Source organism: Ruminococcus flavefaciens ATCC 19208, assembly GCF_000518765.1.
Taxonomy (GTDB): domain Bacteria; phylum Bacillota; class Clostridia; order Oscillospirales; family Ruminococcaceae; genus Ruminococcus; species Ruminococcus flavefaciens.
Map to the genome: position 1 here is coordinate 250869 of NZ_JAEF01000006.1, position 26185 is coordinate 277053.

Genomic DNA, 26185 nt, shown 5'->3' on the forward strand with positions numbered 1-26185 from the left:
TCAGTCACATAAAATAGCATTACGCTGTCTCTGGCTTTCTGCTTTTGAATGAACCATTTCTACAAGCTTCAGACCAAAATCAACGGCAACTCCTGCGCCTCTTGCGGTAATGAATATGCCGTCTTCGGCAACTCCGCCAGTTCCGATTTCCGCACCGTCGAGCTGAGTCTCAAATCCCTCATAGCATACGGCTGTTTTGCCTTTGAGAAGTCCTTTATGACCAAGTATTGAAGGTGCAGCACATATAGCACCGATGAATTTATTGTTTGAAACACAGTAATCTATTGCTGCCTGAACATATTCAGATTTTTCAAGGTTAAGAGTGCCCGGCATACCTCCTGGGAGGACGATCATTTCAAGTTCATCTGTAAGAGGAGCTTCCTGAGCTATTGTATCTGTTACAACAGGTATACCGTGCGAGCCAGTGATTATATTATCCCCAACGCCTACGGTTATGACCTGTTTGCCTGCACGTCTGAGCAGATCAATAGGAGCGATAGCTTCGGTTTCCTCAAATCCGTTTGCAAGAAAGACGTATATCATTTTATTTATCCTTTCATTTAAAAGTTACAATATATTTTTTTAGAAGAAACGCCGGGTGATATGACTGTTTTGCCTTGCGCAGTCCTTCTATCCCGAGATCTTCCTCACGATTGATATATTTATATTGTGTGGCGGCTTCTTTGGCAAAACAATTGTTTATACCTGCATAGATGCCGTCATATTGCGTATCAGCTTTTTCAATATGAACACAAAAGGTCTCGTCATTGAGCTGATCTCCTATAGTAAATGCAGTGACTCTGCCGTCTATACGTATAACACCGCCTTTAAGATCAAGTTCATGAAAATAGTTAAAATAGGTGTTTATTGCGTATTGCTCGGCTATATACGAATGATCGTTATTATCAGATTTATTGTTATACTCAATGGCACTGAATGTTATACAGTCATTGAAATCATTTTCCGTCATCATTTTGAATTCAGCACCGAGTTCATTGAAATGCGCCAGATGATTGCGTTTGCTGTGGTACTTCCGTCCCGAAAGGCTTATAAGATCATGAGCATAATAGATATAATCCCAGTCACCATCGTAAGTTGTTACCGAGAAGCGGTCATGAAAAGCTTCGTCCAGCATATTCAGTGTTTTTTCAGTAATACCCGCAACTCTGAGAGGCTTTCCGAGACTTTCGGAATATTTCTGCATTTCAGAAATGACTTCATGGTAATCACCTTCACCTGAAGGAAAGAAAAAACGGGGGATACCATCTTCTGACCTGAATGAACAGCAGATATAAAAATCCTTGTAGAAAGAGATTTTTGAGTCGCCAAGTCTTTTCCAAGCCATATTATTTGAAAAGCTGTATTCGCATCCCATGAATTGTGACTTTCTGAGTGCAGTTGTTATTCTGTCTTTATCTCTGATGTCAATATCTCTGAATTCAAGCATTGTTCCTCCGCTGGATCATTTTGCTTTCATGGCTGAAAAATACTCTTTAACTTCATTTATCCTGCCGCAGGTCATTTTTCCTTCGGGACATTTTCCCTCAGCAACACATGAAGGACCTGCATGAGCAAAGACATGGGGAGCAACTTCAAGGCATTGTCTGAGCATTTCATTTGCCACAGCTCTAATTTCCCACTGTGCGCGGTTGCAGCAGCGATGACGAAAGAAATTGAAGAGTGAACGGACATTCATAGTTACGACGATCTTTGTCTCGCAGGCATTTGGAAGAATAAAACGAGCATCTTCGTTTGCAAGCTTCACTGCCTTTGAACGCGCTGTTTTTTCATCGAGTCCCTGAGCAATAAATTCTTTTGTATGCTTTTCTGTAAGGAGTTCTGCTATTTTTGCATAGCTTTCCGATATATCAGCGATAGCCCTGTCATACTCCGACTTAGCTTCGGGAAGTTCTTCTATAGCAGGTGGGGTAATAAACTCAAATCCGTTTTCGTTTACGTAACGCTGACTTTTTTGAGAATATGAAGCAATACGGTGTCTGACAAGTTGGTGTGAACAAGCTCTCGAAATACCTTCGATGCCAAAAGTGAAGCAAACATGTTCCGTAACACTTTCGTGGCCTATGGAAACTATCATATCAATGAAGTTTTCTACCTTTTCATCAGTCAGACCATCTCTGAGAGTTTCTATATCGCTGCTTGAATAGCAAAGCTTGGCAGCTGTAGCGATAAGTTTTTCAGCGTCGGGAGTATACGATAAAAGTTTGACGTTCAATACAGACACCTTCCTTATTAAAATAAAGCATATACAATTATTGTATCATTTATTTGCCATTAAGTCAAGGAAATAACATAAAAATATTTAAGATAATATATTTAATAAGATAGTTTCGTGATAAATAGGAAAAATTTTTCATTTTACTATGGACAAATTAAAAAAAATGTAGTATAATAAAACAGTATCTGGAATCTACAATTATATCGGAGGAATTTACAGATGAATAAGTTTAACAAGTTTGCTGCAGCTGCTGCGGCATTCGCACTTGCTGCTGCTTCTTCGAGCTGCGGCGCACCTGAGGCAATTACATTCGGAAAGAGTTCTCAGACAGCTCTTACTGTTGATGGATATGAAGTACCCGCAGGCGTATTTATTTATAATGAGATATATGCTTATAATACTGCACAGTATGAGCTTTACTCAAAGAACGGACAGATGCCTTCTTTAGAAGATGTCAAGAATGCAACATTTGAATCAAAGGGTGCTGTTGAATGGATACAGGATCAGGCAACACAGGCTTGTAAGGATTTTGTTGCAAACGAAAAGGAATTTGAAAAGATCGGCGGAGAGCTTTCTTCAGATGATCTGGCAGAAGTTAAAAACATTGTTGCCGCAAACAGCGCGAGCAAAATGTTTTCCGCTAATGGCGTCGGTGAAGAATCTCTGAGAAAAATAATCGAGAATTCTTATAAGTCAGAGGCTATTTTCGAGCATTACTACGGAATCGACGCAGAAAAGGGCTGTTCAGAAGACGATCTCAAAAAGTATTATCAGGATAAGACAACAAGAGTCAAGTATTTTACAATAAGCCTTCTTGATGATACAGGCGAGGAGTATGATGCTGATGAAAAGCGTACACTCAACAAAATGGCTGACGAATATGTTAAGGATATCAATTCTGAGACCACAAATGCTAAAAAGCTTCAAAAGATAGATGAATGCGAAGAGGAATACAATAAGTATGTTGAAAAGCGTACAGCTGAAGCTGCTGCAAAGGCTGCCGAGGAAGCAGGTGAGACAGTAACTACAACTACTACGACAACAACTACTGCTGCTTCAAACGAAACAACAACCACAACTACAACAGATCCTTATGCAAATGAGGTGCTTGTAACAAAGTATACAACTACAGTTGCTGAGGAAAGTGACGATTCCAATACCACAACAACTACACTTTCAGCTGATCAGGAAGCTGCTAAGAAGTCACAGCAGGATTACAACGATTATATTTTCAACAAGCTCACAGATTACAAGGCTGAAAAGTACCAGTATGATGACAATACGATATATATTGTTATCAAGGCTGATATCAAAGAGCGTATGACAGACGATGATCTTTGGAGCGAGGATAATATCAATTCGCTTCTCAGTGAGCGTTATTACAAAGATTTTCAGGATATGATGAAGGAAATAGCAGAAGGCTTTGCTGTTAAGAAGAACAATACAGCATACAGCAGATATTCTCCTTTCAAGCTCAATTATGATACTGAATAAAAAAATTAAGGCTGCCGTAAAGGCAGCCTTTTTATATGTTGTTTTTTCTGATTTGTAGTCTAACATCCTCGCCTTTGAATTCAAGACATGAATACATGGAGACGATACGTGAAACAACGCGTTTATCATATCTGCGTGCAATGCCTGCAAAATCCAGATTTGTACTTATTATCGAAGGTTTTCCGCAGTTAAGACGTGTATTGATGATATTATATATAGTTGCGTTATAAAACTGGGATTCATATTCTGTGCCCATATCATCAAGGATCAGAAGATCGGTATTCATTACAAGATCTACCATTTCAGAGGAGTGCTCATAGCTGAAATGCTCTTTTTCGATGTTTCTCAGGATATTGATCGCTGAATCATATATGACACTGTATCCTTTTTCAAGGACTTTATTTGCAATAGCAAGTGAAAGGTGGGTCTTTCCGAGACCTGTTTGACCGAACATAAGTATGCTTTTGGAGTTTTGTGAAAAAGTTGAAGCATACTGCATGGTGTATTCAAATATTTTTTTCATGGCTATATAGTTTTCACCTGAATAATATGAAAGAGAAAAGCTTTCAAAATCGGAAAGACTGAGCTGAGAGGTTTTATTCAGTTCATCAGCCGCAAGCTTACCGCAAAGGCTTTTTAAACAGTCGCAGAAATTATTTCCGTTATATCCTGTATCACTGCATTTTGGACAGGTGTAGTGCATATCGAGGTAATCCTCGGGATATCCGTTTTCTGCGAGGATTTTTCGTGACATTGCCTGTGCACCGAGATTATATTGCTTCAGCTGCTCAATCTTGTCTGTTACATCTGTTCCTTTTCCATTGGAAATAATTGAAATAAGCTCTTTTCCCGTATTGAAAAGCACCTCATTTATCTCACGTATCTGAGGTATTTTTTTATTTACTTCACTTATGCGCTGTTCATTTTCGCTGACAGCCTTCATGCGTCTGTTTGTTAATATAGACTGAGCTTTATCAAAAATAGAGCTGTCCATTTTCTACCTCCTCAGTATAAGAACTGATTTATAATTGATTCGTACTCTTCCACATCAGCGTCTTTAGCGTCGTTTTTGGAAGGAGCAGTTTTTTTGTTTTTTCTGAAATCGCTTTCGGCGTTTTTTACGTCCTGAACGGTCATAAAGCCGCTGTCACGCCAAGAAAGCAGTATTTTATTTATGTAATCAAAGCTTAATTTATTGATCTGTTCTATAGTTTTTTCATATGCGTAATGTACAAGTTCGAGATTAAAGCCGGCATTTTTCCACTGCTCAATGAACTCAGCCTGCTTTGCAGTAGGACGTCTGTTCATTTCAAATTTTTTCATAATGCTGAGAATATAGTCCTTTGCAGCGTTGCGCTTTTGGATCTCGTCCTGAGCAGCTTCCATAGTGTTTATATCATTTTCTGCCCATGCAGAGGCGATTTTTTCAACGTAGGCAGTATTGGTCTTTTCTATCGAAGCGCAGTATGTAAGAAGAATTATGATAACTTCCTTTTTCAATCCCAAATGATCGTACATCCAGATTATTGAATTCATCTGACTGTTTTTCAGTGTTCCGATAATAGTCTCGGCAACCTTGAAAAGATCTCTTATATCCTGAGATTCCTTCATTATCTCAGCAATCTCTCCGCCGCTGAGATTTGCTTTATGATCAGGAGCATTTGCAATAGGCTGCTGAAATGGCTGAGCAGAAGACTCGATCTGTGCATCGGGGACTTCGTTTGTATTCGGCTGTATCATTATTGGATTTGCAGCTGCTTGAGAAATTGTCCCCTGAGGAGTTATAACATTAGCCTGCTGCCAGAAAAGCACAGCGTCTTCTGCGGCTTGAACTGTAACACCTGTATTCGTTGATATTTCTTCACTTGTACATATTTTTCCTGAACATCTCAAAAGGTACAGCAATACTTTGATCTGATCGCCTGAAGCCAATTTGAGGAAATTGTCGGCAACAATTATGGGAACACCGAACATAGCTCCCCATATGCCGCAGTTAACTTTATATTCCAACGAATACACCTCCAAAAAACACTGTAAGAAACATTATAACATATTTTTTGAAAGATGTCACTGTGCAATTTGTACAATCAAATGATAGCTGAATAGTGCATTTTTCTTTTATAATGTTATTAGATTAGTCTTTTAACTCGCTTTCTATAAAATTGAGCAGCGGTTTCCTGATAATAAAGTTTCGGTTGTTTCTGAACCATTCATACGACTGACGAAGAGACTCAGGCAAAGGAGTAAGATCGCTGATAATATTACTCATACGGTCAACATTGAGAACGTATGAGTAATCATAGAAAGGAAAGTAGCTTCTCTGCGGAATTTCAGAGCCGACATATTTAAAAACAGGTGTTTTTCCTACGGTGTTGTAACAGAGCGTGACCCATTCCTTGATACTTACGGCGGTAGGATATCCTGTATTGAATATATGCTCTGAACTACCTGAAATAAGAAGCTTTTCGATCAATCTGCAAAGATCGCCTATATGGAAGAACTGAAGCTTCATACTGCCGTCTTTAGGCAGATAAAAAGGCTGTTCCTGTTCGGCACATTCAAAAACAAAAGCTTCACGATAAAGATTGTTCATGGGACCGCAAAGATAAGGCGGTCTGATTATATATGCATTTGGAACACGTGCTTTTAGAGCGCTTTCGGCAGATATTTTATCAGTACCGTATTTCCCCCAGATGGAATTTTGACCGATCTGCATTGTTTCACAGAAAGGCTGCGGTAAAGTTTCGGGATATACTGCACTTGAACTTATAAAGACATATTTGTCAAAGCTTCCTGCACCGTCAAGAAGAGAATTGATATCATCTGCATTGTATGCGGTCACATCTATAACTGCATCAAAGTGAAATGGCTTTAGGATATTGCCGAGAGAATGACGGTCTGCAATTATCTGTATAACGTTTTCTGGCTGAGTTTTGCTTCCGCGATTCAGCACATATACCTTATGACCGAGTTTTGAAAAATATTCGGCAGTATATCTGCTTGCGAAAACAGTACCGCCTGTTACAAGTATATCCATGATATTCCTCCTGAAGGTTAGATTACATAAATTATACCACAGATCTTATTATCGTGCAATACAGCACAATTCTCTTTAAAGTACATTACTGTCAAACATTTTCTTTAATTTAAGGATGGATTTTTTTTCAAGCCTTGATACATAGGAGCGCGATATGCAAAGCTTTTTGGCGGTCTCGTTTTGCGTGTGCGGCGTAGTTTCGTATAATCCGTAGCGATAGACGATTATTTCAAATTCGCGCTCATCAAGACATTCTTTCAAAAAGCTGTAAAGCTGTCGTGAACGTATAAGAATATCTACTTGTTCATGGATATCTATCCCGTCATCGAGCAGATCCATAAGTGTCAGGGAATTACCGTCTTTATCTGTTTCAACAGGTTCGTTAATGTATACATCGCCTGCTGTTTTCTTTGCAGCTCTGAATTGCATAAGTATTTCATTTTCTATACATCTGCTGGCATATGTAGCGAACTTTGCACCTTTAGTATGATCGAATGTTGATACAGCCTTGATGAGTCCTACAGTTCCGACAGAGATCAGTTCGTCCTGTTCGTCGGTTGTTGAGGCATATTTTTTTACAATATGAGCCACAAGCCTCAGATTATGTTCTATTAGCTTTGAACGGGCAGAATTATCTCCGTTTGCCATTTTATGAAAGCATTCTTTTTCTTCGTTTCCTGATAATGGCTTCGGAAATACTGACGTATTATCAATGTGCAGAGCAAAAAAGAATAAATTACGTAAAATACCTATAAGCATATCAATTACCTCCGATGTGATATAGATAATAATATGCATTGATGCTTGTGCATTATAGTGCCTGAAAAAAATAAAATAAAAAACAATATAAGTATATTGACGTTCTGCGATAAATATTATATAATAATAGTGTATGGATTTAGAAAGATTTGTCATCGCCTCATGAAACAGGCGTTTAAATTGCGGAAGAAGTGATAAATTGAAAAACTATGTTTCGGCATCTGTACTTAGTGCAGATATGCTCGATTTTAGAAATGAAATCAGAAAACTTGAAAAAAGTGATATTGATATGCTCCACTTTGATGTAATGGACGGCATATTCGTCAATAATATCACTTTCGGACTTCCTGTTCTTCAACAGGTGAGAAAAGCGACCGATATGACACTCGATGTTCATCTTATGATCGCTGATCCGTTAAAATATGTAAAAAAATTTGCTGATTTTGGTGCGGATATGATATCCTTTCATATTGAAAGCCAGAGTGATACAATGGAAACCATAAAAGCTATAAGGGAATGCGGTATAAGGACTGCACTTGCTATAAAGCCTGCTACACCTGCAGAAGATGTTTTTGAATATCTTCCTTACCTTGATATGGTACTTGTTATGACTGTTGAACCCGGATTCGGCGGTCAGAGCTTTATGCCTGAAACTGTTGATAAGATACGCAAAATAAGAGAAAAGGCAAATTCTCTTGGCCTTGAAACTGATATCGAGGTCGACGGCGGAATAAACGATAAGACTGCATCTATAGTTTTAAATGCAGGAGCAAACGTGCTTGTTTCCGGAAGTTATCTTTTTGCATCAGATGATATGAAGACAGCAGCTGCTGTTCTCAAGGAAGGCGAGTTATGCTGAAAAAAGCAAGAAAAGAACGCCTTATCTGGCTTGACATTATGATAACTCTTCTTACTCTTGAACTTATGTCGTATTTTTATTATGGTATTCGTTCTGTTGCACTTGCGGGAGTTTGCGTATGTACGGCTGTTATTGCAGAGATAATATCACTCAGAATGATGAATCGCCGCTTTACAGCTGACGACCTGACCTGCACTTCCGATGCTATGATAATTGCTCTGATGTTTCCTGCTGTAATGGATTATAAGGTAGCAGTAATAGCTGTACTTTTTGCTGTTATTGTTGCAAAGAATGTTTTTGGCGGGAGACTGAACATGATTTTTTCACCTGCGGCTGCCGCGTATGTATTTGTTCTGACTTCATGGGGGCATCAGCTTCTGCAATATACTGAGCCTCACGTTAAGACAGGTATATTTGATACACCGACAGGACTGGTCAACTCTGCATCTCACAATTTTAATATGACAGGAAATGTGGATCATACAGATTTTGAAATTTTATTGGGTAATTTCAGTGGTCCCTGCGGCGCTGTGAGCATACTGCTTCTTGTTGTAGCAGCTATAGTTCTTATTTTCAGAAGAAGTATCTCAGCAGGTGCATTTATCGGTACGGTATGCGGTGTAGGTTTTTTTGCCTGCGTGACACCGATGATAAATTCAAGAGCAGGTTCACTGAAATATTCTCTTGTTATGAATATGGTGCTTTTTGCTGCTATATATATTGTTTCCGATATAAGGATAGCGCCTAAAAGAAATTATTACGCCTTTTTCTATGGGCTGTTCATAGGAGTTATATCATATGTGCTTGTTGTCACAGCCGCTAAGGAAAACGCTATAGTTATTGTTTCTGTACTCTTTACGCCTATTGCACTCGGATTTAAAAATCTTGAAAAGAGAATAGAAAAGGCAGCATCAGAGCATAATGCCGATATGTCCGAAGCATTAGATGCTGTAGCTGACAGGAAGGAGATAGCTGCAGATGAATAGTCACAGAAAAAATCTCCTCGGCGGTGTTCTTCACGACAATATCGTACTTTCTGGACTTATGGTCATTTCACCCGTTATAATATGCGGTGATACACTGAGGAATGCTCTGGCACTTATATATGCTTTTTCAGCCATTACATTTTTGGCGGTTTTGATCTCTTCATTTGTTCCGAAGAAACTGCCATATACTGCAAAGATAATTATTTATGCTCTTATTTCGGCAGCGGTTTACATTCCCGTAAAGCTTGCGGCAGAGGAGTTTTATCCCGATTCTATTGAAAGAATAGGTATATATTATCCTCTTCTTGCAGTCAATTCACTGATAGTTTTTCAGACGGAAGCAAAGTTCTTCAAAATGAAAAAGCTTGATATGATGATCTCGCTTATATTCTGCATTATAGGCTTTGATGCTGTTATGCTATTAACGGGATTCCTTCGTGAGCTTTTTGCATATGGTACTATAAACAGTAAGATCGTTGATGTTAATACGCTTATAAACGGACTTTCAGAGCCCTTCGGCGGATTTATATTCCTCGGTCTTATGTGCGGGGTATATAGGTTTATTCGTTCGCTTATATCAAAAAATGACAAACAGTTAAGGAGTGAAGCAAGTGTTTCTGATAAATGATCTTATTACTTTGCTTGCTGCAAACCTTATATTGTCACAGGCTCTGGGAACAAGTACAATATTTATTGCAGCAGGAAGCAGGAAAAATCTTGTTGGAACAGCTTGTGTTATAACACTGTTTACTACTATCGGTTCAGCAGCAGCGTACTGTATAGATGCTGCACTGCCTTCAGCTCTTTCTGATCTTAGACTGCTTTTTTATACTTTGATCATCGGTATACTCTATGTACTTCTGCTTACAGCAGTTTATTTTGCAGGAAGAAGTTATTTTGAGGATTTCCGAAAATATATCCATGTATCTGCATTCAACTGTGCAGTTATGGGTACGCTTTTTACAATAAATAAAAGAGCAGCAATGGATAGTTCGTTATTTGAACTTGGAGAATATGTTTCTGCCGGTTTTGAAGCAGGAATAGGCTTTATTATTGCAGCACTTATACTTACAGCAGCCTACAGGAAACTGAATTCATCAAAGGTACCTTCTGCTTTCAGAGGATTTCCTGCAATGCTTGTATATCTTGGAATTATATCAATGGCAGTATATTCGCTTAAATGATCGCAATATACTGATATAGGAGAGTAAATTAATGAAGTTCAAAAATAAAGGTAGGAAGATCTATAAGACCAAAGAAAAGAATTACTATGGCAAAAGTCCCGTTGGAAAAGCTTTTTCAGTAGGTCTGACAGTTCTGCTTATCGGAGGAATAGGTTTTATCGGGTACAGTGTTGCTGAACCTCTGATAAACTATTCAAAAAAGAAAGGCGATAATACCACGCCTTCATCAACTGTCTCGGAGAATGAGACACCGACGGACGAAAACGGCAATCCTGTTGAGGAAGAAACTACTTCGCCTGTGCCGACTGTACCAAGTGCGGAGCAATATCGTGCATTTACACTTGATCCTCTTGATATTACAGATGCGCAGTCTGTAAAAGCTGCTTTGAAGCGTGTTCCCGTGGATCAGGATATAAAATACATTGAAGTTCCGCTTAAAGTCAGCGGCGGAGATATTTACTACGCAACAAATAATTATTATGCGAATTCTTCGGGTATTGTCCGCTCCGATTGTAAGCTCGGTGATATTGTTTCTGCAATATCTTCGGCAGGTTATAAGCCTGTTGCGACTGTAAGCACATTTTACGACAATGTTGTGCCAAATTACTTCCGTGATATGAGTTATCTTACGGTCGAGGACGGTTCACAGTGGATAGACAATAGTGTTGAAGCAGGCGGCAAGCCATGGATGAATCCTTTTTCACAGGGTGCTGTAAACTATAACAATGATATTGTTGAAGAGGTCGCAGAGGCAGGCTTTGACAAGGTCGTATGCTATGATTTTATTTTCCCTGATTTCAGACCGAGCGATGTTGAGTATCTTGGAGATAAGGTAGTAAGTGCTGACAGATATATGGTTCTTACTTCGGCTGCAAATACGATGTACGAAACCATAATGAACGAAGGCTCTTCTATGATGCTTGAGGTCAATGCCTCTGATCTTCTTAAAGGAAAAAAAGATATACTTCAGCCAATGCTGCTGAAGGTAAACTCAGTGATCCTCAATATAGATCTTGATACACTGAGCTATGGTGTTTATACAGATGAAACAGTCTACGAATTTAACGGAACACCTGCTGATAATGTGAAGAAAATGCTTGATCTTGTAAGCGAGGATGTTGAAGATTTTAATGTTGCTGTCAGAGTTTCGGGTGAAACTCTGAGTACACAGGATCTTCTTGATGCAAAGGATGAAATAGTCGGATACGGGTTCGATTCTTACGTGCTCGGCTAAAAAATAATTCCCGATAAATAATCGGAGAATGGAGTTTATTATGGCAGATAATTTTAAAGTTTCTCTTCAGAAGCTGATCGACGAATTCAAGCTTGAAGCAATCTATATCCATAAAGATGCAAATGAACTTATGATCGACGAGAATGATGTAAACCGTCCGGGATTGCAGCTTATGGGATTTTATGAATACTTTAACCCCGAGCGTATCCAGATCATCGGTAAAATGGAATTTGCTTATCTTTCAACTATTGACGAAAAGACAAGAAGAGAGCGCCTTCAGCTCCTTTTCGCTCAGCGTATCCCTGCCCTTATAATAACAAGAGAACTCCCTTATTTTGCAGAAATGCTTGAGCTTGCAAAGGAATATGAGGTACCACTTCTCAGAAGCAAGGAAAGTACTTCCAATTTTATCGCAGGTCTTATTGCTTTCCTTAATCTTACACTTGCTCCGAGAATCACTCGTCACGGTGTTCTCATTGAGATATACGGTGAAGGAGTGTTTATCACAGGTGAAAGCGGCGTAGGTAAGAGCGAGACTGCTATCGAGCTCGTAAAAAGAGGTCACAGACTTGTTGCCGATGATGCCGTTGAGATCAGAAAGGTATCCAATATAAGCCTTGTGGGAAGCTCTCCCGATAATATCAGACATTTCCTTGAACTCCGTGGTATCGGTATTATAAATGCAAGACGACTCTTTGGTATCGGTGCTGTTAAAATGACAGAAAAGATCGACCTTGTGGTAGAGCTTGAACAGTGGAATTCCGAAAAGGTATACGACAGAATGGGGGTTGATACAGAGTTTGTGAGCCTTCTTGGCGTAAAGATACCTTCGCTTACAATTCCTGTAAAGCCTGGACGTAACCTCGCTGTTATACTTGAAGTTGCTGCTATGAATAACAGACAGAAGAAAATGGGCTATAATGCTGCCCGTGAGCTTCTTAACCGTCTCGGAATGGAGGCAGACCCTAAGGAAGTAGTTCGTGATTATGAGGCGTTCTGATAACGTAAAATTACATTTTTAATGATCCAGGGGGAAATAATGATAGACATCAATGAATTATCAAAGCTTTGTGAAACACTTGGGTGCAGAATTACACCTGAGTGTTCGCTTAGTGATTATATAACATTTCGCTTTGGCGGCCCTTGCAGGGCACTTATCAGTGTCAATTCAGCAAGATCAGCTGCAGAGCTTATAAAGTATATGAAGACCACCGAAATAAAATACGGTATTCTCGGGAGAGGAAGCAATGTACTTGTTTCCGATGAAGGATATGATGGCGTTATACTTCTTTTCGGAAGCGATTTTTCGCATATGGAAATAAGCGGCAATACCATAAAATGTGATGCAGGCGTTCTTCTTGCATCAGCTTGTGTACGTGCCCAGCAGCTGGGACTTACAGGTATGGAAAATCTTTTCGGCATCCCCGGTACAGTTGGCGGAGCATTGTATATGAATGCAGGTGCATACGGCAGCGAGATGAAGGACGTTGTTGTTGAAGCGGAGTATATAGACGAAAACTGTGAGCTCCATACCATTTGTAAAGATGATATGCAGCTTTCATACAGAAGAAGCATTTTTTCGGGAACTTCAAATGTCATAACATCGGTAACTCTTGAACTAAGATCCGGCAATTCGGATGATATAAAAAAGGCTATGTCTGAATGTATGGCCAAAAGAAGTTCAAAACAGCCCCTTGATTATCCGAGTGCAGGAAGTACCTTCAAGCGCCCCGAGGGGAGCTATGCTTCGCTTCTGATAGATCAGTGCGGACTTAAAGGACTTACCTGCGGCGGGGCTATGGTAAGCGAAAAACACAGTGGTTTTGTTATAAATAAAGGGTACGCTACCTGTGCGGACGTACTCGAACTTTGCGAGAAGGTAAAAACTATTGTAAAGGAAAAAACAGGCTATCAGCTTGAGCTTGAGCCTGTAATTCTTCAGTAAACTCTTTAAAAGGAGAATATCATGCAGCTTTTGATTGTAACTGGTATGTCGGGATCGGGAAAGTCCAGTGTAATGGACGTAATGGAAGATATCGGATTTTATTGCATTGATAATATCCCGCCAAAGCTGATAACACAGTTCGTTGATCTGTGCAGACAATCCGAATCGGATATAAATAAAATAGCTGTGGCAGTTGATATCAGAACAGGCGATATGTTTGCTGAGATATTCCGCTCATGGCAGGAGCTGAAAAACCGCAGCGATGTAGATGTAAAGGTTCTCTTTATTGAAGCAAATCATGATGTTCTGCTGAAACGATATAAGGAGACCCGCAGGCGGCATCCGCTTTCCGATAAATTCAACGGAAATATACATGATGCGATAAACTATGAATGGGAGCAGTTATCACAGCTAAGAGAAATAGCTGATTATTACATAGAAACATCAAATTTCACTTCATCTCAGCTTAAAGAACAGGTCAAAGGACTGTTCCTTGAAAAAAGCTCCGATTCTCTCATTATAAAAGTAATGTCATTCGGCTTTAAGTATGGTGTTTCAACTGAAGCAGATCTTGTTTTTGACGTAAGATGTCTGCCGAATCCGTTTTATATCGAGGAGCTTCGTAATCATACGGGCTGTGACAGCTGCGTAAGAGACTATGTTATGAGCTTTGATCAGTCAAAGGAGCTTTTTGATAAGCTTACTGATCTTATAGATTACCTTATACCGCTTTATGTGCTTGAAGGCAAAAGTCAGCTTGTTATTTCTTTCGGCTGCACAGGAGGAAAGCATCGTTCTATTACTTTTGCGGAGCTTATGGCAGATCATCTTATTGAAAAAGAGTATAAAGTACAGAAGTATCACAGAGATATAGCTAAGGACAGAAAATTCTGATAAAGGGAGTGGTCAAAATTTCATTTTCAAATGATGTAAGACATGAGATATGCTCCTCTGTAAATGATAAGGACAAAAGGTTTGCCTGCCTTTACGGAATGCTGCTGTTCAGCCGTATTCTTACTCGCGAAAAGATATGTTTTCAGAGTGAAAGCGGAACTTCGGCAGAGCTTTTTAAAGCCCTTTTTAAAGCTGTATTTCGTACAGAGCTTTCCGAAAGTGAACACATACGCAAAAACGGTTCGGTTTTGCATTCATATGATATAGAAGGCGAAGCTGCGGCTGCTGTTTTTGAAAAGTATAAAATATCAGATAACGAAAGAGTCATAGACTCCGAGATTATTGCTACCAATAGTCTCGGAGTTTTTACAGCGGGAGTTTTTCTTGCCTGTGGAAGTGTGAATGACCCTTCAAAGGAGTATCATCTCGAATTTGCCTGCCCTGAAAAAAGTCTTTCAGAGCAGCTCCTTATGCTGCTTAACGATATAGGAGTAAACGCTAAGACCATGCTTCGCAGAGGGCAGAATATAGTTTATATCAAGGGCAGCGAGTCAATTGAAGATACGCTGACCTTTATTGGTGCGCCTCAGTGTACACTTGAACTGATGAATATGAAGATCTATAAGGATATAAGGAATAAAGCCAACAGAATAGCCAACTGTGATGCTGCAAACATAGATAAGGTGGTAAAATCGGCTCTGAAGCAGATCGAGGATATCAAGCTTATAGATCGTTCGCTGGGACTTGAAAGTTTGTCTGATGAGCTTCGTGAAGTAGCGCAGCTCAGACTTGAAAATATTGACATGAGCTTGCAGGAGATCGGTGAAAATCTCAGTGAGCCGTTAAGCCGCTCGGGAGTAAATCACAGATTTAAAAAGCTTGCCAAGCTTGCAGACGAGATAAGATGCGGAGGTGTTAAGCATGAGAAATGATGAATTCGTTAACCTTCATGTTCACACCGAATACAGTCTTCTTGACGGTGCCTGCCGCATAAAGAAGCTTATTGAGCGAGTAAAGGAGCTCGGGCAGACGGCTGTAGCTATAACCGACCACGGCAATATGTACGGGACTGTTGAGTTCTGGAATGCTGCAAAATCAGCCGGGATAAAGCCTGTTATAGGTTGTGAGGTCTATGTTGCACGAAGAACAAGACATGATCGTGAACCAAAGCTTGATGCCTCGCCGTATCATCTTATTCTTTTATGCGAAAACAATGAGGGATATAAGAATCTTGTAAAGCTTGTTTCTCTTGCGAGTATAGAAGGCTTTTATAACAGACCGCGTGTAGATTTTGAGCTATTGCAGAAATACCACAGCGGTCTTATTTGTTTGTCAGCTTGTCTTGCAGGCGAAATACCGCGGCTTCTTGTTGACGGCCATTACGAAGAAGCTAAGGCTGTAGCATTGAAATATCGTGATCTTTTCGGAGAGAATAATTATTTTATCGAAGTGCAGAATCATGGTATAAAAGATGAACTCAAAATACTTCCTTTTCTTTATAGGCTTTCGGCAGAGACAAAAATTCCTCTTGCTGCTACAAATGACAGTCATTACATCAATAAAAAAGATTCTGAGATACAGAATGTTCTCATTTGTATCCAGACAGGAAAAACACTTGATGATCCAAATGCTCTGCGGTTTGAGTCAGATGAATTTTATCTAAAGTCAGCAGATGAAATGGCTGAGCTATTCAAAGGACACGAAGAGGCCGTTACCAATACAGTCTCTATTGCCGAAAGATGTAATGTAGAGTTTGAATTTGGCAATATAAAGCTTCCTAAGTTTACAATAGAGGGAGTTACAGATAATCAGGAGTATTTCAGACAGCTTTGCAGAAAAGGTATGTATGAGAAATACGGTGAATCTCCTGATAAGAACGTTATTGAGCGAATGGAATATGAGCTCGATGTCATAACCAAAATGGGGTATACCGACTATTATCTTATCGTCTGGGATTTTATCAGATATGCCCGTGAACACAATGTTCCTGTTGGACCGGGAAGAGGCTCGGGTGCAGGAAGCTTATGTGCTTATTGTATAGGAATAACGGGAATTGATCCTATAAAATTCAATTTGCTTTTTGAACGTTTCCTTAATCCCGAAAGAGTCAGTATGCCTGACTTTGATATTGATTTCTGCATCGAGGGACGTCAGAGCGTCAAAGATTATGTAGTTCAGCGATATGGCAAGGACTATGTATCCGAGATAATCGCATTTGATACACTGAAAGCAAGGGCTGCCGTGCGTGATGTCGGAAGAGTTCTCGGACTTCCTTATCAGTTATGCGACAGGACAGCGAAGGAAATAGATCCGCGCGCAACTCTTGATGAAGCATTGAAGGAAAGCGAGGAGCTTGACTCACTTTATCATACAAACAGAGATGTGCGTAAGCTTATTGAGCTTGCAAAGCAACTGGAAGGCATGCCGCGCCATGCGTCGACTCATGCGGCAGGAGTAGTTATTTCAGCTGTCCCCCTTAGTGATCTTGTACCCCTTCAGCGTAATGATGATACTGTAGTAACTCAGTATACTATGGGTGTTCTCGAGTCGCTCGGACTTCTGAAAATGGATTTTCTTGGACTTCGCAACCTGACAATTATACGCGATACAGTGAATGAGATACACCGTACTGAACCTGATTTCGATATAAATTCTATACCTACGGACGATCAGGGCGTATATAAAATGATGTCTGATGGCGATACCCAGGGAGTTTTTCAGTTTGAAAGCGATGGCATGACTGCCCGTGTTATGGAGCTTGTTCCCGAAAGACTTGAAGATCTTATTGTAATTATTTCTCTTTACCGCCCGGGCCCCATGAAGTCTATACCTGTATATATTGAGAATAAAAAACACCCCGACAAAGTAACGTACAAGCATCCGTTATTGAAAAATATTCTTGAAGATACGTATGGCTGTATGGTCTATCAGGAGCAGGTAATGGAGATATGCAGAAAACTTTCAGGCTATTCATACGGCCATGCAGATATAGTACGGCGTGCAATGGCAAAGAAAAAGCATGATGTAATGCTGAAAGAGCGTGAGAGTTTTTTGAAAGGCGCAGCTGAAAATGGAGTTTCTGAGGAAATTGCCAATTCTGTATTTGACGAAATGGTGAGCTTTGCTTCATATGCCTTCAACAAATCCCACGCAGCAGCCTATGCTTATCTTGCATATCAGACAGCATATCTGAAATATCACTACCGTGGAATATATATGTCAGCACTTATGTCAAGTGTAATGGGAATGAGCGCAAAACTTGCAGAATATCTGAATTCCTGCAAAGAATATGGTATAGAAGTGCTGAAGCCAGATGTAAACAAAAGTAATAAAGCCTTTGCTTATGTTAATGGAAAGGTGTATTTCGGACTCCTTGCAATAAAAAATGTCGGAAGCGGACTTGCAGACAAGATAATTATCGAACGAGCAGAAAACGGTATGTTTTATGGATTACAGGATTTCTGTGAGCGTGTCGGAGGAAGAGAGCTTAATAAAAAGGCTCTTGAAAATCTTATAAAAGCAGGTGCGTTTGATGGACTTGGTCTGAATCGCAGGCAGATGCTGGAAAGCTATGAGTCCATAATGGATATGACAGGTGCAGGAACAAGGGGAGTTATAGAAGGGCAGCTTAATTTCCTTGACGGTGAAGATACAACGGATATGAATATTCGTATCCCTTATAAGCAGGAGTACGATACAAAACAGCTTCTTGCAATGGAAAAGGATGCAACAGGAATGTACCTCAGCGGTCACCCTCTTACACCGTACAGCTGGCTGATGGAAATACTTCACGCCAAGAAAATAACTGATATTATTGCTCAGGATGGTATGAATGACGGAGCAAGCGTTAAGCTTATCTGTTCTGTTGAAAGTACAAAGCTTCATATTACCAAAAACGGTGATAAAATGTGCTTTGTAAATTTTTCTGATGAAACAGGTGAGATAGAAGGAGTTGTTTTTCCTGATCTGTTTATGATAAACGGTTCAAAACTCGTTACAGACGCTGTTGTGCTTATAAACGGAAAATTATCTGTAAAAGACGACCGTGTTACTGTCGTGTGCGGAACGATCATCTCCGAAACAGAGTTTGAACGTCATGTATCAAATATGAAACTTTGCATTAAGGCAGACTCAGCTGATACAGCTATCTCTCCCGAGCTTATAGAGCTTTGTCAACAATACAAGGGAGATACAGCTGTATGCTGTTATCTTTCCGATATAAAAAAGACTGTTATGCCTCGCTCTAAACTCAGTCTTAATGTTTCAAATGAGTCATATGAAGCCTTGAAAAGGTTATTCGGCAGCAGCAGAATAGGTCTTATACAGTAAAAAAACAGGCAAAAAATAGTTTTATCCGAAAAAATAAGGAATATACTTGACATTTTTTACACAAAGTAGTAAAATATAAGAGTATGGAATTACGCCGCAGTTTTCCTGCGGGTTAAACAATATATGCCAAGTGCAGAATGGAGAATATGTATGATCAAGAAAATTGGTGTTTTAACAAGCGGCGGTGACGCTCCTGGAATGAATGCCGCAGTAAGAGCGGTCGTAAGATCTGCCCTCAGCAAGGGAATGGAAGTTTACGGAATTCGCAGAGGCTATGTTGGTCTTTTAAACGGCGACATCGTCAAGATGGACGAAAGAAGCGTTTCTGATATTATCCACAGAGGTGGTACAGTTCTTTATACTGCAAGATGTCCTGAATTCAGAACACAGGAAGGCGTTGCAAAGGGTAAGGCTAAGCTTGATGAGCTCGGCATCGAAGGTCTTGTTGTAATCGGCGGTGACGGTTCATTCAGAGGTGCAGCAGATCTTTCAGCAATGGGCGTTCTTTGTATAGGTCTCCCGGGTACAATTGATAATGATATTGCCTGCACAGATTATACTATCGGATTTGATACAGCTATGAATACAGCTATGGAAATGGCTGATAAGCTCCGTGACACATCCCAGTCCCACGACAGAATATCTGTTGTTGAAGTAATGGGTCGCGGCGCAGGTCATATCGCTGTAAATACAGGTATTGCCTGCGGTGCTACAGATATCATCACAAAGGAAGTACCTTATGATATAAATGCAATTGCAAATACAATGCTCGCTAAGAAGGCAAAGGGCAAGCAGAACTTTGTTGTTATCGTTGCAGAGAGCGTCGGACACTCAGATGAAATTGCCAAGATGCTTCAGGAAAAGACAGGAATTGACGCAAGATCAACAATTCTCGGTCACGTACAGAGAGGCGGTTCTCCGACAGTAAGAGACAGAGTAGAGGCTACAAGAATGGGTTACTATGCTGTTGAACTTCTTGAGCAGGGTATAGGCAATCGTGTTGTTGGTATCAAGGACAGCAAGATCGTTGATTACGATATACAGGAAGCACTTTCAATGCACAAGGATTATGATGAAAAGCTTCATCATATTGCTGAAGAAATTGCATTCTAAAAAAATTATGCACCTGTGTTTGCAGGTGCATTTTTTTAGAAATCTGTAATAATATTCTTTGGAGAGTTCTCGGTGGAATATCTCCAGTGGTCAATATGTCCCGATTGTATAAAGTAATTGATCTCAGAGGGGACTGTTTTTTCACTGCACACATCTACAATTATAAGTTTAACTTTCATTTTATCGGGAAGGATAGCTTTTATGTAGACGCTTACGCTTTGTCCAACACTTACATAATCCTTAGGTTCGGCAAGACCTGCAAGATTTGGCGCGAGTTCTACAAAAATGCCGTATTCCTCAATTGAACGGACTATTCCCGGCACAGTTTCTCCTGCTTTGAAACAATTTGCATTTTCGCCCCATGTTCCGAGAAGTTCCTTATGTGTAAGAAATATCTTGTTATTCTCGTTTGCTTTGACGATCACCTTTATCATCTGTCCTGTTTTGAAACGGTCGGACGGGTAAGATATGCGTGAGACTGACATACTGTCTATGGGCAGCAGTGAAGGAATTCCACAGCCAATATCCACAAAAGAGCCGAACTTTTCAAAATGAGTTGTACGAGCGTCTATAATATCTCCCGGGGTAATTTTTGAAATATATTCTTCGATACATTCCTCCTGAGCTGCCTTTCTCGATAAAAATGCAGTTATATCACCGTTTTTTTCCTGCCTTATAGATTTTACTTTAAAGCATACGTATTTATTGACCCGTGATATCAGAGCGATATCGCGGGTCGTTCCTTCGGTTATTCCGATTGCTCCTTCCTCGCGGGAGATAATACCTTTACCGCATGGAAGATCAATTATAAGATCGTGTGAATTTGTACATAAAACGGCTTTGGCTTCAAGGATTATTCCTTTTTTTATAGCCTCGCTCAGTCCTTCGGGTGAAGATATATATTTCTGATTGGAAATGCTGTCGAAAATACAGCCTTCAGGTTTATAATTCATGTTTGTACCTCCGTAATTTACTTTTGTTACTGTTCCTTTGAACAGTCCTGACATTAGATTTTATGCGGAGGCAAATGCATTTATGCTATTGGGCAAATCTTATATTCAGTCCGCCCATTGCATTCAGGACTGAAATGACATTGTCGACCGCTGCACTTCCGCAAACAATGCAGGCAGATGTTTTTCTGTTCCTTGCAGGTTCGGGGATAATGTCTTTTGAAGCAGGCGACTCCATTACAGCTGTCAGAAAATTTGTGTGGGTATTAAAGTATGTCGGAATAACTGAGAACGTAGTACCTCTACTCAGCTTCACTGCTCTGTCAGAGATCTTATTATATATCATTTTTGCTGAATATACATAATCAACACTCTCTTTTACCCTTTTCATAGCCAGTTCAGCGAGTTCGGGAGACTCGAATTCGGCAGTTACTCTTGAAATCATAATTATAAATCCTTTCCATTTTTGTATGTGTTCAATATGTTTAAAGTGAAGTTTTTATTATTTTTCACCAAAATGAAAAAAATATACTTCTAAAATATTGATTTGAGAGCTTATTTGGGGTATAATTGAAAATGTACGATTTTTCATTTTTTTCGGAAGGAGGATACTGCTTTGGATATCAGACCCGGTGATACGCTTACAATGAAAAAAAATCACCCGTGCGGCGGTAACGAAATGTACGTGATACGCTCTGGGATGGACTTCAGACTTCGCTGCGTAAAATGTGCAAGAGAATTCATGGTCGCAAGAAACAAGATAGAAAAGAGTATCCGCAGCGTTAAACACGCCGAAGAAGGTTAGCTTTCTGCAACAGATTTTGTAATATTTTTAGCATTAAGGAGAATACTGAATGTTTGAAAAGCTTGCTTTGATGGAGCAGAAGTACGAAGAGATAAGCAACAAATTATCTGACCCTGAAATAATCAATGATAATAAGCTGTATGCACAGCTTATGAAGGAATACAAAAATCTAACACCTATAATTGAAAAGTATCGTGAATACAAAAAGGCTCAGGCTTCTTTTGATGAAGCAAAAGAGCTTCTTGACGGCGGCGGTCTTGATAAGGAATTCAAGGAAATGGCTCAGGCTCAGTTTGATGATTCACGTGAAGCCATTGAGAATATAACTCAGGGCCTGAAGATACTTTTACTTCCGAAAGACCCGAATGATGAAAAGAACGTTATTATTGAAATAAGAGGCGGGGCAGGCGGCGAAGAGGCTTCACTTTTTGCCAATTCGCTGTATCGTATGTATACTATGTATGCTGAGGCTATGGGGTGGAAGCAGGAGATATTAAGTGCCAATCCCACTGAGCTCGGAGGCTTTAAGGAAATAAGCTTCTCAATAGAAGGTGATGGAGCTTATTCACGCCTTAAATACGAAAGCGGTGTACATCGTGTACAGAGAGTTCCCGAGACTGAGTCACAGGGAAGGATCCATACATCAACAGTTACCGTTGCTGTACTTGTTGAAGCTGATGATGTAGAGCTCAACATTAATCCAACTGATCTTAAGATCGACTATTTCCGCTCAAGCGGTGCAGGCGGACAACACATAAATAAAACAGAGTCTGCCGTAAGAATAACATATCTCCCTACAAATGTTGTGGTGGAGTGTCAGGACGAAAGAAGCCAGCATAAGAACAAAGATAAAGCAATGAAAATTCTGCGCTCAAGAATTTACGAAGCTATGCAGGAGGAGCACGACGCAAAAATCGCATCGGAGAGAAAAATGCAGGTCGGTACAGGCGACCGCTCCGAGAGAATCAGAACTTACAATTATCCGCAGGGACGTCTTACAGATCATCGTATAGGTCTTACTATATACAGGCTGGAAGATATTCTCAACGGAAATCTTGATGAAGTATTTGATGCGCTTGCTACTGCCGATCAGGCTGCCAAGCTCGCAAATCAGGAAGCGTAGTTTTTATGGATACAGTTTTACTTAGTGATAATGAAGCAGACCTTTTAAAAGCAGCTGAATTAATTAAAGACGGAGAAATTGTCGGTATACCTACTGAGACTGTTTACGGTCTCGGAGCTGATGCTTCCAACGGGGAAGCTGTCAGAAAGGTTTTTGAAGCGAAAGGCAGACCTGCCGACAACCCTTTAATAGTTCATCTTGCTGATTTTGCGCAGGCCGCTGACTATACGCGCTTTATACCTGAGCTTGCATATAAGCTTGCAGAAAAGTTCTGTCCGGGACCTCTTACAATGGTGCTTCCTAAAAACGATAAGATACCTATGATAACTTCAGGCGGACTTGATACTGTTGGCATAAGAGTTCCGTCGCATAAAGTCATGCATAGGATAATAGAAATATCAGGGCGTCCTATAGCTGCTCCTTCAGCTAATACTTCGGGATATCCGAGTCCGACATCGGCATCTCATGTTTTGAGAGATATGGACGGAAAGATATCAGCTGTTGTTGACGGCGGAAGCTCTGAGTTCGGCGTAGAGTCTACAGTTATATCTATTGAAAGCGAAGGTGCGGTAAGGATACTTCGTCCGGGCTGCATTACAAAGGAAATGCTTGAACAGGTTTGCAGTGAGGTCATAATAGACCATGCCATACTGCATGAGCTTGAAGCAGGTCAGAAGGCAGCTTCTCCGGGCATGAAGTATAAGCATTATTCTCCAAAAGCTGATATAGTTATGATTGAAGGCGACCTTGAAAGCTTTATAGCATATGTAGGAGAACGTAATGGAGAAGGTGTGTATTCGCTTATTTTCAATGGTGACAGTGAAGCTTTTCCATACAGAAATATGACCTACGGAAAAGACAGCTCCGAGCAGGCTCATTTGTTATTTCAGCGTCTGCGTGAGCTTGATGATGCAGGTGCAAAGAAAGTATATGTCCGTGCTCCAGAAACCAACGGGGTAGGACTTGCAGTATATAACCGCCTTATCAGGGCGGCAGGATTCGAGGTGATAAGGATATGAATTCGCTGAATGGAGTTATGGTCGTAGGACTTACGGGTCAGACAGGTGCAGGAAAGAGCACCGTATCGAAGGTATTTGCGTCAAATGGATTTTCCATAATAGATGCAGATCAGGTTGCACGTAAAGTCGTAGAAAAGGGCACAAAGTGTCTTGATGAGATCGCAGATTTTTACGGCAGCAGTGTAGTAAGCAGTGACGGCACTCTTAACAGAAAGGCTCTTGCTGCAATAGTTTTCTCAGATAAAGCCAAGCTTGAGACTCTTAATACTATTACATATCCTTATATCACAGGTGAGATACTTCGCCAGATACGTGTTCACTCAATGAAGGGAGAGAAGCTTATTCTTCTTGATGCTCCTACACTCTTTGAGAGTCGTGCTGATGATTTTTGTGAGATAATCATATCTGTTCTTGCTGATGCTGATATCAGGGAGAAAAGAATAATATCACGTGATGGTCTGACTCAGGAACAAGCAAGAAGAAGAATGAACTCACAGCTTAATGAAGAGTTTTTCAGAAGTCATTCCGATTATATAATTCATAATAACGGTAATATCGACACTGTTAACGGTATAGCTTGTGAGGTATCTGCAAAGATCAGAGAGCTGTATAAAAATAAGCAGACTCCCGTACAAGTACAGTAATTCAGCCGCAAACGGCTGTGATATATATTTCTGCGAAAGGAGAATACATAAAATGGCAGAAAAAAAAGATACAGCAAAGAAACTCAAGGAAAAGCTTCTTGTGCAGCGTAAAAACGCTTATCACCTTATTTCAGACAAGGATCTTAAAGCCTGCGACAAATTCTGCGAAGGCTATAAGGACTTTATGGATAAGTCTAAGATAGAGCGTGAAGTAGTTATATATTCTATAGATCTCCTCAAGAAAAAGGGATTTGTTGAGTTTAAAGATGGTATGAAGCTTAAAGCAGGCGATAAGATATATCGCTGCAATCGCGGCAAGGCTATCCTTGCAGCAGTTATAGGAACAGCTCCTATCAGTGAAGGTGTCAGACTCTGTGCAGCTCATATTGATTCGCCAAGACTTGACCTGAAGCAGAATCCTCTTTACGAAGATACGGAGATGGCTCTTTTCAAAACTCATTATTACGGCGGTATAAAGAAGTATCAGTGGACAACGATCCCGCTTGCACTTCACGGCGTTGTGATAAAAGCTGACGGAACTACAGTTCCTGTAAATATCGGTGAAGATGATAAAGATCCTGTTTTCTGCGTTACTGATCTTCTCCCTCACCTTGCTTCAGCTCAGATGCAGAAGCCGATGGCTAAAGGAATAGCAGGTGAGCAGCTCAATATAGTAATCGGATCACGTCCTTTCAAGGATGATGAGGAAAGTGGTTCTGTAAAGCTTAATATTATGAATATTCTCTTTGAGAAGTATGGTATCACTGAGTCGGACTTTATTTCGTCAGAGCTTGAAGCAGTTCCTGCTTTCAAAGCAAAGGACATCGGTTTTGACAGAAGCATGATCGGTGCTTACGGACATGATGATAAGGTTTGCGCTTATCCTGCTTTAGCTGCAACTGTTGACTGTAAAAAGCCAAAGCATACAGTTGTTACAGTTCTTACAGATAAGGAAGAAACAGGCAGCGACGGCAATACGGGCCTCAGATCGGCATATCTTGAGTATTTCATTGCTGACATAGCTGAAAATATGGGTTCAGATGCAAGAACAGTTCTTTCCGCTTCCGAATGCCTTTCAGCAGATGTTAATGCTGCATTTGATCCTACTTTCCCTGAGGTAAATGAGAGAAACAACTGTGCATATATAAATCACGGTGTAGTTATAACAAAGTATACAGGCGCAAGAGGAAAAGCAGGTACATCTGATGCTTCGGCTGAATTCACAGGACGTATAAGACGTCTTATGGATAAAGAGAACGTTATCTGGCAGACAGGTGAGCTTGGAAAAGTCGATGAAGGCGGCGGCGGAACAGTTGCAGCTTATATCGCTAATCTTAATGTTGATACAATTGATCTTGGCGTTCCTGTGCTTTCAATGCATGCTCCTTATGAGATCGTATCAAAGATAGATACATATATGGCTTATAAAGCTTTTGCAGTATTTATGGATGACTAATATGAAGATCGCTCCGCAGTTTTACTGCGGAGTTTTCTATTTTTTTACTTAAAAAACAAAAGTTTGTTCGATTTATGTTGCTATTTATGAAATAATATGTTATAATAAAAATTGAGTT

General features: G+C 40.2%; 26 protein-coding genes. 17 read left to right on the forward strand and 9 right to left on the reverse strand.

Translation table 11 applies throughout. From position 1 onward, the window contains the following. Genes L870_RS0101085 through thyX form a run of 3 tightly spaced genes read right to left on the reverse strand, consistent with a single transcriptional unit; the run spans position 1 to position 2233 of the window. On the reverse strand, positions 1-543 hold the full coding sequence (locus tag L870_RS0101085; RefSeq protein ID WP_028516533.1) for a DJ-1 family glyoxalase III: 543 nt from the start codon (positions 541-543) through the stop codon (positions 1-3). A gap of 13 nt (positions 544-556) precedes the next feature. After that, entirely contained in the window at positions 557-1447 is an 891-nt protein-coding gene (locus L870_RS0101090; RefSeq protein ID WP_028516534.1) for a DUF2156 domain-containing protein, read from the reverse strand. A gap of 15 nt (positions 1448-1462) precedes the next feature. After that, complete coding sequence (thyX, locus tag L870_RS0101095; protein WP_028516535.1) at positions 1463-2233, reverse strand: FAD-dependent thymidylate synthase; 771 nt, start codon at positions 2231-2233, stop codon at positions 1463-1465. A gap of 222 nt (positions 2234-2455) precedes the next feature. Between thyX and L870_RS0101100 the strand changes: the two genes are divergently transcribed. After that, complete coding sequence (locus L870_RS0101100) at positions 2456-3730, forward strand: hypothetical protein (RefSeq protein ID WP_028516536.1); 1275 nt, start codon at positions 2456-2458, stop codon at positions 3728-3730. A 31-nt stretch (positions 3731-3761) separates the two neighbouring features. On the opposite strand, the gene L870_RS0101105 is transcribed toward L870_RS0101100, so the two are convergent. From L870_RS0101105 to sigK, 4 genes are all read right to left on the reverse strand, one after another. Further along, positions 3762-4724, reverse strand: coding sequence for an ATP-binding protein (locus tag L870_RS0101105; protein ID WP_028516537.1), 963 nt, complete (start codon positions 4722-4724; stop codon positions 3762-3764). A gap of 11 nt (positions 4725-4735) precedes the next feature. Further along, positions 4736-5740, reverse strand: a complete 1005-nt coding sequence (locus tag L870_RS0101110; protein WP_028516538.1) for a DnaD domain protein — start codon at positions 5738-5740, stop codon at positions 4736-4738. Between the two features lie 124 nt (positions 5741-5864). Next, positions 5865-6767 carry an NAD-dependent epimerase/dehydratase family protein gene (locus tag L870_RS0101115; RefSeq protein WP_037270715.1) on the reverse strand — a complete coding sequence of 301 codons (903 nt, stop codon included), beginning with the start codon at positions 6765-6767 and terminating at the stop codon, positions 5865-5867. 75 nt (positions 6768-6842) lie between these two features. Further along, positions 6843-7526, reverse strand: coding sequence for an RNA polymerase sporulation sigma factor SigK (gene sigK, locus L870_RS0101120; RefSeq protein WP_051411326.1), 684 nt, complete (start codon positions 7524-7526; stop codon positions 6843-6845). Between the two features lie 199 nt (positions 7527-7725). Between sigK and rpe the strand changes: the two genes are divergently transcribed. From rpe to pfkA, 11 genes are all read left to right on the forward strand, one after another. After that, positions 7726-8385, forward strand: a complete 660-nt coding sequence (rpe, locus tag L870_RS0101125) for a ribulose-phosphate 3-epimerase (RefSeq protein ID WP_028516541.1) — start codon at positions 7726-7728, stop codon at positions 8383-8385. Continuing rightward, entirely contained in the window at positions 8379-9371 is a 993-nt protein-coding gene (locus tag L870_RS0101130; protein ID WP_028516542.1) for an RnfABCDGE type electron transport complex subunit D, read from the forward strand. The genes rpe and L870_RS0101130 overlap by 7 nt, the downstream gene beginning before the upstream one ends. Further along, positions 9364-9999 carry an Rnf-Nqr domain containing protein gene (locus L870_RS0101135; RefSeq protein WP_028516543.1) on the forward strand — a complete coding sequence of 212 codons (636 nt, stop codon included), beginning with the start codon at positions 9364-9366 and terminating at the stop codon, positions 9997-9999. Before L870_RS0101130 ends, L870_RS0101135 begins: the two co-directional genes overlap by 8 nt. Further along, a complete protein-coding gene (locus tag L870_RS0101140) occupies positions 9983-10555 on the forward strand; it encodes an Rnf-Nqr domain containing protein (RefSeq protein ID WP_028516544.1) in 573 nt (190 codons plus the stop codon). Before L870_RS0101135 ends, L870_RS0101140 begins: the two co-directional genes overlap by 17 nt. Positions 10556-10586: 31 nt before the next feature. Then, the gene (locus tag L870_RS0101145) at positions 10587-11789 is read left to right on the forward strand and encodes a putative glycoside hydrolase (protein ID WP_028516545.1); all 1203 of its coding nucleotides are present in this window, start codon (positions 10587-10589) and stop codon (positions 11787-11789) included. Positions 11790-11829: 40 nt separating this feature from the next. After that, positions 11830-12789 (forward strand): HPr(Ser) kinase/phosphatase, encoded by a 960-nt coding sequence (hprK, locus tag L870_RS0101150; protein WP_028516546.1) that lies wholly within the window; start codon positions 11830-11832, stop codon positions 12787-12789. A gap of 39 nt (positions 12790-12828) precedes the next feature. Next, positions 12829-13734: a UDP-N-acetylmuramate dehydrogenase gene (murB, locus tag L870_RS0101155; RefSeq protein WP_028516547.1), complete on the forward strand. Its 906-nt coding sequence runs from the start codon at positions 12829-12831 to the stop codon at positions 13732-13734. Between the two features lie 21 nt (positions 13735-13755). Continuing rightward, positions 13756-14628, forward strand: a complete 873-nt coding sequence (rapZ, locus tag L870_RS0101160) for an RNase adapter RapZ (protein WP_028516548.1) — start codon at positions 13756-13758, stop codon at positions 14626-14628. A gap of 8 nt (positions 14629-14636) precedes the next feature. Further along, positions 14637-15560 (forward strand): DNA-binding protein WhiA, encoded by a 924-nt coding sequence (gene whiA, locus L870_RS0101165; protein WP_242836469.1) that lies wholly within the window; start codon positions 14637-14639, stop codon positions 15558-15560. Continuing rightward, positions 15550-18957 (forward strand): DNA polymerase III subunit alpha, encoded by a 3408-nt coding sequence (locus L870_RS16285; protein ID WP_037270719.1) that lies wholly within the window; start codon positions 15550-15552, stop codon positions 18955-18957. The genes whiA and L870_RS16285 overlap by 11 nt, the downstream gene beginning before the upstream one ends. Before the next feature lie 150 nt (positions 18958-19107). Next, on the forward strand, positions 19108-20070 hold the full coding sequence (pfkA, locus tag L870_RS0101175) for a 6-phosphofructokinase (protein ID WP_028516550.1): 963 nt from the start codon (positions 19108-19110) through the stop codon (positions 20068-20070). A 35-nt stretch (positions 20071-20105) separates the two neighbouring features. On the opposite strand, the gene L870_RS0101180 is transcribed toward pfkA, so the two are convergent. Beyond that, positions 20106-21023, reverse strand: a complete 918-nt coding sequence (locus L870_RS0101180) for a S1 RNA-binding domain-containing protein (protein ID WP_028516551.1) — start codon at positions 21021-21023, stop codon at positions 20106-20108. An 85-nt stretch (positions 21024-21108) separates the two neighbouring features. After that, on the reverse strand, positions 21109-21465 hold the full coding sequence (locus tag L870_RS0101185; protein ID WP_028516552.1) for a hypothetical protein: 357 nt from the start codon (positions 21463-21465) through the stop codon (positions 21109-21111). A gap of 171 nt (positions 21466-21636) precedes the next feature. On the opposite strand from L870_RS0101185, the gene L870_RS0101190 reads away from it, so the two are divergent. Genes L870_RS0101190 through L870_RS0101210 form a run of 5 tightly spaced genes read left to right on the forward strand, consistent with a single transcriptional unit; the run spans position 21637 to position 26067 of the window. Next, positions 21637-21825, forward strand: coding sequence for a DUF951 domain-containing protein (locus L870_RS0101190; RefSeq protein ID WP_028516553.1), 189 nt, complete (start codon positions 21637-21639; stop codon positions 21823-21825). A 49-nt stretch (positions 21826-21874) separates the two neighbouring features. Continuing rightward, complete coding sequence (prfA, locus tag L870_RS0101195) at positions 21875-22948, forward strand: peptide chain release factor 1 (RefSeq protein ID WP_028516554.1); 1074 nt, start codon at positions 21875-21877, stop codon at positions 22946-22948. A 5-nt stretch (positions 22949-22953) separates the two neighbouring features. Next, entirely contained in the window at positions 22954-23967 is a 1014-nt protein-coding gene (locus L870_RS0101200; protein WP_028516555.1) for an L-threonylcarbamoyladenylate synthase, read from the forward strand. After that, on the forward strand, positions 23964-24611 hold the full coding sequence (coaE, locus tag L870_RS0101205) for a dephospho-CoA kinase (protein WP_028516556.1): 648 nt from the start codon (positions 23964-23966) through the stop codon (positions 24609-24611). Before L870_RS0101200 ends, coaE begins: the two co-directional genes overlap by 4 nt. A gap of 52 nt (positions 24612-24663) precedes the next feature. Continuing rightward, positions 24664-26067, forward strand: coding sequence for an aminopeptidase (locus L870_RS0101210; RefSeq protein WP_051411327.1), 1404 nt, complete (start codon positions 24664-24666; stop codon positions 26065-26067). The last annotated feature ends 118 nt before the right edge of the window (positions 26068-26185 follow it).

Coding starts and splice junctions, on each gene's coding strand:
- L870_RS0101085 (WP_028516533.1), bottom strand. CDS start 543: ATGATATACGTCTTTCTTGCAAACGGATTTGAGGAAACCGAAGCTATC.
- L870_RS0101090 (WP_028516534.1), bottom strand. CDS start 1,447: ATGCTTGAATTCAGAGATATTGACATCAGAGATAAAGACAGAATAACA.
- L870_RS0101100 (WP_028516536.1), top strand. CDS start 2,456: ATGAATAAGTTTAACAAGTTTGCTGCAGCTGCTGCGGCATTCGCACTT.
- L870_RS0101105 (WP_028516537.1), bottom strand. CDS start 4,724: ATGGACAGCTCTATTTTTGATAAAGCTCAGTCTATATTAACAAACAGA.
- L870_RS0101115 (WP_037270715.1), bottom strand. CDS start 6,767: ATGGATATACTTGTAACAGGCGGTACTGTTTTCGCAAGCAGATATACT.
- sigK (WP_051411326.1), bottom strand. CDS start 7,526: ATGCTTATAGGTATTTTACGTAATTTATTCTTTTTTGCTCTGCACATT.
- L870_RS0101130 (WP_028516542.1), top strand. CDS start 8,379: ATGCTGAAAAAAGCAAGAAAAGAACGCCTTATCTGGCTTGACATTATG.
- L870_RS0101135 (WP_028516543.1), top strand. CDS start 9,364: ATGAATAGTCACAGAAAAAATCTCCTCGGCGGTGTTCTTCACGACAAT.
- L870_RS0101145 (WP_028516545.1), top strand. CDS start 10,587: ATGAAGTTCAAAAATAAAGGTAGGAAGATCTATAAGACCAAAGAAAAG.
- hprK (WP_028516546.1), top strand. CDS start 11,830: ATGGCAGATAATTTTAAAGTTTCTCTTCAGAAGCTGATCGACGAATTC.
- murB (WP_028516547.1), top strand. CDS start 12,829: ATGATAGACATCAATGAATTATCAAAGCTTTGTGAAACACTTGGGTGC.
- rapZ (WP_028516548.1), top strand. CDS start 13,756: ATGCAGCTTTTGATTGTAACTGGTATGTCGGGATCGGGAAAGTCCAGT.
- L870_RS16285 (WP_037270719.1), top strand. CDS start 15,550: ATGAGAAATGATGAATTCGTTAACCTTCATGTTCACACCGAATACAGT.
- pfkA (WP_028516550.1), top strand. CDS start 19,108: ATGATCAAGAAAATTGGTGTTTTAACAAGCGGCGGTGACGCTCCTGGA.
- L870_RS0101180 (WP_028516551.1), bottom strand. CDS start 21,023: ATGAATTATAAACCTGAAGGCTGTATTTTCGACAGCATTTCCAATCAG.
- L870_RS0101185 (WP_028516552.1), bottom strand. CDS start 21,465: ATGATTTCAAGAGTAACTGCCGAATTCGAGTCTCCCGAACTCGCTGAA.
- prfA (WP_028516554.1), top strand. CDS start 21,875: ATGTTTGAAAAGCTTGCTTTGATGGAGCAGAAGTACGAAGAGATAAGC.
- L870_RS0101200 (WP_028516555.1), top strand. CDS start 22,954: ATGGATACAGTTTTACTTAGTGATAATGAAGCAGACCTTTTAAAAGCA.
- coaE (WP_028516556.1), top strand. CDS start 23,964: ATGAATTCGCTGAATGGAGTTATGGTCGTAGGACTTACGGGTCAGACA.
- L870_RS0101210 (WP_051411327.1), top strand. CDS start 24,664: ATGGCAGAAAAAAAAGATACAGCAAAGAAACTCAAGGAAAAGCTTCTT.